This is a genomic window from Iodobacter sp. CM08, assembly GCF_033446605.1.
In the GTDB taxonomy this organism is placed as follows: Bacteria; Pseudomonadota; Gammaproteobacteria; order Burkholderiales; family Chitinibacteraceae; genus Iodobacter.
The window spans coordinates 78,715-85,862 of sequence record NZ_JAWQUO010000021.1 but is presented as its reverse complement, the minus strand read 5'-3'; the positions used below and the strand labels follow the sequence as shown (position 1 = coordinate 85,862).

8 protein-coding genes are annotated in these 7,148 nt (G+C 43.9%); 4 read left to right on the top strand and 4 right to left on the bottom strand.

Translation table 11 applies throughout. The annotated features are described in order from the left end of the window. Window positions 1-112 precede the first annotated feature (112 nt). From R6242_RS13595 to R6242_RS13580, 4 genes are all read left to right on the top strand, one after another. Entirely contained in the window at window positions 113-388 is a 276-nt protein-coding gene (locus R6242_RS13595; RefSeq protein WP_318427641.1) for a pyrimidine/purine nucleoside phosphorylase, read from the top strand. Between the two features lie 37 nt (window positions 389-425). Beyond that, window positions 426-920, top strand: a complete 495-nt coding sequence (locus tag R6242_RS13590; protein ID WP_293932293.1) for a YajQ family cyclic di-GMP-binding protein — start codon at window positions 426-428, stop codon at window positions 918-920. A gap of 102 nt (window positions 921-1,022) precedes the next feature. Continuing rightward, complete coding sequence (locus R6242_RS13585) at window positions 1,023-2,897, top strand: diguanylate cyclase (RefSeq protein WP_318427636.1); 1,875 nt, start codon at window positions 1,023-1,025, stop codon at window positions 2,895-2,897. Between the two features lie 183 nt (window positions 2,898-3,080). Further along, on the top strand, window positions 3,081-3,257 hold the full coding sequence (locus R6242_RS13580) for a DUF3149 domain-containing protein (protein ID WP_318427634.1): 177 nt from the start codon (window positions 3,081-3,083) through the stop codon (window positions 3,255-3,257). 68 nt (window positions 3,258-3,325) lie between these two features. Here R6242_RS13580 and R6242_RS13575 read toward each other — a convergent pair whose 3' ends face one another. The 4 genes from R6242_RS13575 to trxA form a co-directional block, all read right to left on the bottom strand. Then, window positions 3,326-4,954: a hypothetical protein gene (locus R6242_RS13575; protein WP_318427632.1), complete on the bottom strand. Its 1,629-nt coding sequence runs from the start codon at window positions 4,952-4,954 to the stop codon at window positions 3,326-3,328. Window positions 4,955-5,071: 117 nt separating this feature from the next. Next, a complete protein-coding gene (locus tag R6242_RS13570) occupies window positions 5,072-5,329 on the bottom strand; it encodes a type B 50S ribosomal protein L31 (RefSeq protein WP_130107238.1) in 258 nt (85 codons plus the stop codon). Between the two features lie 99 nt (window positions 5,330-5,428). After that, window positions 5,429-6,685, bottom strand: coding sequence for a transcription termination factor Rho (rho, locus tag R6242_RS13565; RefSeq protein ID WP_293933798.1), 1,257 nt, complete (start codon window positions 6,683-6,685; stop codon window positions 5,429-5,431). 121 nt (window positions 6,686-6,806) lie between these two features. Further along, the gene (trxA, locus tag R6242_RS13560) at window positions 6,807-7,133 is read right to left on the bottom strand and encodes a thioredoxin TrxA (protein ID WP_293933796.1); all 327 of its coding nucleotides are present in this window, start codon (window positions 7,131-7,133) and stop codon (window positions 6,807-6,809) included. Between the last annotated feature and the right edge of the window lie 15 nt (window positions 7,134-7,148).

Genomic DNA, 7,148 nt, shown 5'->3' with positions numbered 1-7,148 from the left:
GTTTCAATCGTCGAGCAGACCTGTGCGCTCTGATTCCTCGATTACTCAAAGCCGTGATGCAGGCTAAACCTTGTCCAAGAGGGGTATTTCAAGCCTCAATTGAGCAAGAGACATAATCAGGTACTTTGATGGCCTATGTGTTTCCCATACCCTTATTTTAGCCAGTGGTGAGAAAAAAACCGTTGGTGTGATTCTGCCATCCAAGCTGGTTTTTAATACCGCTACGGCAGAAATAATGGAAGTCGTTGCAGGTAGCTGCCAAGTTAAATTGGCAGATGAAACAAGCGCCACCGCCTATACTGCAGGCCAAAGCTTTAATGTGCCAGCAAACTCCAGCTTTACAATTGAAACACTAGAAACACTGCATTATGTTTGTCATTTTGCATAATTTTATTTATTAACTATTTACTTTAAAGGGAAGCAACATGCCTTCTTTCGATATTAGCTCCGAACTCGATATGGTTGCCCTCAAAAACGCCATCGACGCAGTTGATCGTGTGATCAATAATCGCTTTGATTTTAAAGGCACCAGCGCCAAAGTTGAATTAAACGAAAAAGATGAAACCATCACCTTGCACGGCGATTCTAATGCTCAGCTGGATCAAGTTAAAGATATTTTATTTCCAGCACTAGAGAAAAAAGAAGCCGATAGCAGCAAGCGTCTTGAAAGTGGTGACGTGCAAAAAATATCTGGTAATAAAGTAAAAATGGAAATGAAGATCAAAGCGGGTATTGATCAAGACTTAGCTAAAAAGATCATTAAATTAATTAAAGATGAAAAACTCAAAGTACAAACCGCCATTCAAGGTGACACAGTGCGCGTCACTGGCGCTAAGCGCGATATTTTGCAAGAAGTGATTGCTCTAATGAGAAAATCAATTACTGATTTTCCATTGCAATATCAAAATTTCCGCGACTAATTCTTAGGGCTAGGGCAGTAGAATAAGTAAAACATGAGTTTTCAGCAAAATGCACCAGCAGTATGCCTAACAAGGCAAGCAGGTGAGAGGGCTAGTAAATTTTTGTCTAATTACTTTTCTACTACCCATACCATGAACTGGACTACTCGCCAATCTGCTTTCCTCACCCTACTTGCCATGTTTTTTGGCCTAGGGATGATTTTTATTTTAGCCTATCAGGTGAATAGTTCTTATCGCTTTGAGATTCAAAAAGCCAATACCGAGACCGACCATCAAGCCCAAGCAATCACCAATCAAATCAATAATTCGTTGCGAGAAATAGAACTCGTACTCAGCGATATAAGTGATCGAATCTCTAGTGAAGATATCGCCAGCGCTGAGCGCGGTGAGATTAGAAATAAAGAAATTCAAAATCTACTATTAGATAAATTAGTCAAAATCCACCAAGCCAATAATATTGCACTGGTCAGCAGTAATAGCAGCATTAATCACCGCGCCCTAGACTTACCCGGTAGTGGTCAGTTGATTAATCACGACTATTTTCAAATTATCCGTAACAATCCTTATCACGAAAACATTTACTCCAAGCTCAGTAGTAATCAACATAATACGGGGATTGTTGTTGCCCGCCGTGTTGAAACGGCCAAAGCCGAGTTTGCAGGGCTCATTGTGGCGAGCATTAGCCGTGAATACTTTGAACAGCTACTCAGTACAATTAGCCTAGGACAACATGGCAATATTCAGCTTATTGATCAAGAGCTGAATGTCATTGCCCAATACCCTGCTGATGTGATTAGCCCTCCCCTTGATAAGGCCATTATCCAAAATTTAATCAGCGGCAAAGAAACTGCGGTCTTAATTAATCACTCCCAAACCGCGCAAAGCGTTAGTAGCTATCACTCAATTAAAGATACGCCCTTTTTTATTGTAGCCAGTAGCTCTTCGCTTGATTATTTACTACGCTGGCGCAAAAACACCCTCTACTATTTATACGGTGGAAGCACTTTATTAATCATGGCCTTGCTCATGTGCTATTTCTTTTGGCGCTCACATCGTTTAACCCAAAATTTACAAAAAAAAGAAAAACACTTAAATGCTAGTGAAGCACGCTTTAGGCAAATGATTGAAACCAGCCCGGTAGCAATTGTTCTTGCCCGTACACCAGATTACTTTATTACCTATATCAATCATCAGGCCGCCGAGTTATTTAATCAAACACAGGCTGGTGCTTTATCTCAACGCGTATTTGAGCTTTATAAAACCAAACTTAATTTCATCGAGCAAGTTGAGAAAATACAATCTGGGCAAGCGCAGCAAAATATTGAAGTGATGCTCCAGCAGAAAGGCGGGCAACCTTTCTGGGGTAGCTTATCAATGTCGATCAGTGAAAGCGCCCAATCTAGCACGTTAATGATTGGAATTAGCGATATTACCGCCAGAAAACAACTAGAGGCAGAGCTGCAGCACCGCGCAACCATAGATAGCTTATCAGGCCTATTTAATCGCTCCTATTTTACAGACCGCGCCAATCATGAAATTGCCCGCGCCAAACGTAATCAGCAGCCATTAATCGTTATCATGCTCGATATAGATCACTTCAAGCGCATTAATGATAGTTGGGGGCATGATATTGGTGATAAAGCAATTCAAAGCCTAGCCGAGCTTTGCAAATCAACCCTAAGAGATATCGATTTAATAGGCCGGATTGGGGGCGAAGAGTTTGCTATTTTGTTACCTGAAACTACTTTAGAGCAGGGATATCCTGTGGCTGAAAGATTAAGGCAACGCATTGAGGCTCAACGGATTAATTTGCCAAATGAGCAAATATTACAATTTACCGCCAGCATTGGGATGGCTCTGTTATCTAGTGACGATCAAAAGATAGATAGTATTCTTAAACGAGCCGACCAAGCGCTCTATCAAGCCAAAAACAATGGCCGCAATCAAACCGTGATTTACAGTCAGATTTCTAAGTAAGGAAAGGCATAGAGGGATTGCCCTAGGGTCTGTTGACGTTTCACTCTTGGCTGCGTTACTGAATAACAAAAAAAATTAAAGACTAAGTATTTACGCAATTGGTATACATACCTTGATACACATCAAGCCACTCTCCCCCATTCTTCTTTTATATTAGGGCTATATAAAAGCAAGGAGAGCGAGATGGAAAACACACCACTACAAGCGCTATTTACTTCTGATATTGGCTTATTAAGCCTATTTACTATCTTGTTTATTTTAGGCATGGCGGTGTATATATTTTTTTATGTGCGCCGTAAGGTTATAGAAGATACAGCGGCTCATGCAGCTAAAAATACGGCCAACTTAAATATAAAATAAAATCATCCAGCGATGATGCAGTAGATGTAAAAAAAGGATCGTTTACTTAAATGTAAACGATCCTTTTTTTACAGTGGAACCTCAATCAGGGCGAAGGACTCTTTTTGCTCACCTGCACGATTGCCACGCCATAACACCGTACTACCCAAGGGCTCTCCACCCACACTCATCCGTAAACGGCAAGCTTCGGCCTTGCTCCCCTGCCTTAGGGTAATACCTGCAAAATACTCAAAAGAAGCCAGTGGTGCCGATGAAATATGACGCCCATCAATGCAGGAGGTTTGCCCTTGCATGGCATCTCGTAATGAATAAGATACTGCACGATAGCTTTTTGATGCATCTAGCCATGGTTGCCAGAGGCTAATTAACACTCCCCAAATCAAGGTCACACCACAAGCCCAATTGGTTACTGCCAAACGTCCTGGCGGACGTTTACGAGCAATGACAAGACCCCAGATTCCTGTTAAGCAAAGCGCAAACACAATTCCTAGCCAGCTCCACTGTGCTTGATAAGCGGGGCTCGCCTCCCGCAGCGCTCTAGCCATGCCGGTTGGCACTCCCGTATGCACGGCAAGCCATCCTAACCACAACAGCCCAGTAAAGAGACCAAAAGTCATCAAACCAAACCAGTTAAGCGCTTGAGCTGCGCCACGGCGCAAATCATCTACCCCGCTCGCAGCCAAAATAGAGAGAGGCAATAACACAATTAAGGCATGTGATTCACGTGCGTCCCCCGCCATCACAAACCAAAGCACATGCATAAGCAGCAAAACACTTGGCAACAACATCTTAGGCTGGCTTAGCTGATGACGATTTGCCCATAGCCCCCACATCGCCAAGGGTAATGCTGGCCATGCAAACCACAGTGCAATAGAAAAGAAAAAACCAAAAGCATGAAATGCTTTGAAATTAGTCAAACCACCAAACGGCCCCAAAGCATATTGGCCTAGCCACAAATCAAATACAGGCCGCGCATGCTGATAAAGATCAATCGGCCAAATTGCACTCAGGGGCACAGCAATCACTAAAGCGCACAACAAACTCACCGCATAGGACGTGCTGCGCCAAGGTTTAAATAAAAACAAAACCAAAGCAGAACTGAATGCCAATATAAATTCAGCCCAATTTCCCCCAAGCAATAATAGCAACCATGCTAGTCCTAAGATAAACCCAGCCCTAAGCGGCTGACGTAATGCATAGGCAAGACCATAGGCATGCCAAGAAAACCCTGCTAACACCAAAACCTGAGGGGAAAGATGATGCCCCCAAATAATCAAACCAATACAGCCAATCATGGTAATCACAGCAACTCGGCCATAGCGGCGGCCATAAAGCTCCCGCCCTGCCAAACCTAACCCCCACAATGCTAGTGCCATCCAAATACCCGTCGTTAAACGAGCAGCATCGTGCACGGCCATCCCTAGTTTTTGTAAAGGCCAAGCAAACAAGGCGGCGGTCCAATAATACAAAGGAGCGCTTTCTAAATAAGGCTGTCCTGCAAATTGTGGAATAGACCAGTAAGCGCCATGCATAAACTGCTGAATCACTGCAGCAGTTTCAACTTCATCAGGCTTCCAAGGATCATGGCCAATCAAACCTGGCACAAGCCAAACCAAACAAAGAAGTAGCAATAGCCAAGGCTTTTCTGCCCCAACAGGCAGGGGCTCCCGATCTGCAGGAGGAATATAAGTCAGCATGGTGTTTACCCAGAGCCCACGATAGTCCGGTTGTTTTGGCCGGATTTTTGAAAACTATTTTTTAAATGCAAAAAAGGCAGCGCGTGGCTGCCTTTTTCAGATACTGCGCAGGAACAATTATTCCTTGCTGCCGTACATGCTGTATTTTTGACGGAACTTGTCGATGCGACCGGCAGTGTCCACAATCTTTTGCTTACCGGTGTAGAACGGGTGTGATTCTGAAGAGATATCCAACTTAACCAGCGGGTACTCTTTACCGTCTGTCCAAACGATAGTTTGTTTAGCAGTCAGAGTAGAACGGCTGATAAATTTAAAATCAGCAGCTGTGTCGTGGAATACCACTTCTTTATATTCTGGGTGAATGCCGTCTTTCATTTTACTTCCCTTGTTAGCGTGCTGGGGTTGTGCCAACACTAGCCATAAAAACGAGATGATCGCACAAAAGCGCAATTTGAACAAGCTGCGCTTTTGTAATTATCGACGCATCGAATCAAAGAAATCCATATTATTTTTGGTGCCTTTGATTTTATCTAACAAGAATTCCATCGCATCCAAATCATCCATTGGATAAAGTAATTTGCGCAGAACCCAAATTTTTTGCAATTGATCTTGCTGAATTAGCAATTCTTCGCGACGTGTACCGGAGCGATTAACATTGAGTGCTGGATAAGTGCGTTTTTCTGCCATACGACGATCAAGGTGGATTTCATTATTACCCGTACCCTTGAATTCTTCGTAAATCACATCATCCATACGGCTACCGGTATCAATCAGTGCCGTTGCAATAATGGTTAAGCTGCCACCCTCTTCAATATTACGCGCGGCGCCAAAGAAGCGCTTAGGACGCTGCAAGGCATTTGCATCCACACCACCCGTTAGTACCTTGCCTGAAGCAGGCACAACGGTATTGTAGGCACGAGCTAAACGAGTAATCGAATCTAACAGAATCACCACGTCTTTTTTATGCTCAACGAGGCGCTTGGCTTTTTCGATCACCATTTCTGCCACTTGTACGTGGCGTGTTGCTGGCTCGTCAAAGGTCGAAGAAACCACTTCACCCTTCACGGAGCGCTGCATTTCGGTCACTTCTTCAGGGCGCTCGTCAATCAGCAAGACAATCAGCATTACTTCAGGGTGATTGGCACTGATAGCATGGGCGATGTGCTGCAACATCACGGTTTTACCGGTTTTTGGCGGCGCAACTAACAGTGCGCGCTGGCCTTTACCGATAGGTGCGATTAAATCAATGATGCGGCCGGTGATGTTTTCTTCGGCGCGAATATCACGCTCAAGATGCAAGCGCTTATTCGGGAATAACGGCGTTAAATTTTCGAATAAAATTTTATGCTTGGCATTTTCTGGCGACTCACCATTTACTTTATCGACTTTAACCAGAGCAAAATAGCGCTCGCCATCTTTAGGCGTTCGAATTTCGCCGTCAATGGTGTCACCAGTATGCAGATTAAAGCGACGAATTTGGCTAGGGCTAACGTAAATATCGTCAGGACCAGCTAAATACGAGGTATCGGGGCTTCGCAAAAACCCAAAACCATCAGGCAACACTTCTAGCGTTCCATCGCCATAAATGTTTTCGCCTTTCTTGGCTTTAGTTTTCAATATGGCAAAAACGAGATCTTGCTTACGCAGCCGGTTTGCACCGTCAATCTCGCAAGACGTAGCCATATCAACAAGTTCGGAAACGTGGAGGTGTTTTAAATCAGACAGGTGCATAGGAGGGCGCGCTTGAATAAATCGGGAAGGGAAAATTAGATAATAGACTGGGCGGGCCGAAAAGAATATCCGGCTGGCCCAGTTGAATACATAGAAGCCTATACGGGTTTAACTAGTACTGTCAAATATTACTATCAAGAAATGCGGTTAATTGTGATTTTGACAACGCACCAACCTTAGTTGCCTTTACTTCACCGTTCACAAACAACATTAATGTAGGGATACCACGGATGCCGTACTTAGGCGGCGTAGCTTGGTTGTCGTCAATATTAAGCTTAGCGACTTTCAAACGACCTGCGTACTCAGCACCCACTTCTTCCAAAATAGGAGTAATCATTTTGCACGGACCGCACCACTCAGCCCAGTAATCAACCAAAACAGGACCTTGTGCTTGTAAAACCTCAGCATCAAAAGTGGCATCTGTTACCTGTGCGATATGTTCACTCATATTAAATCTCCAGCA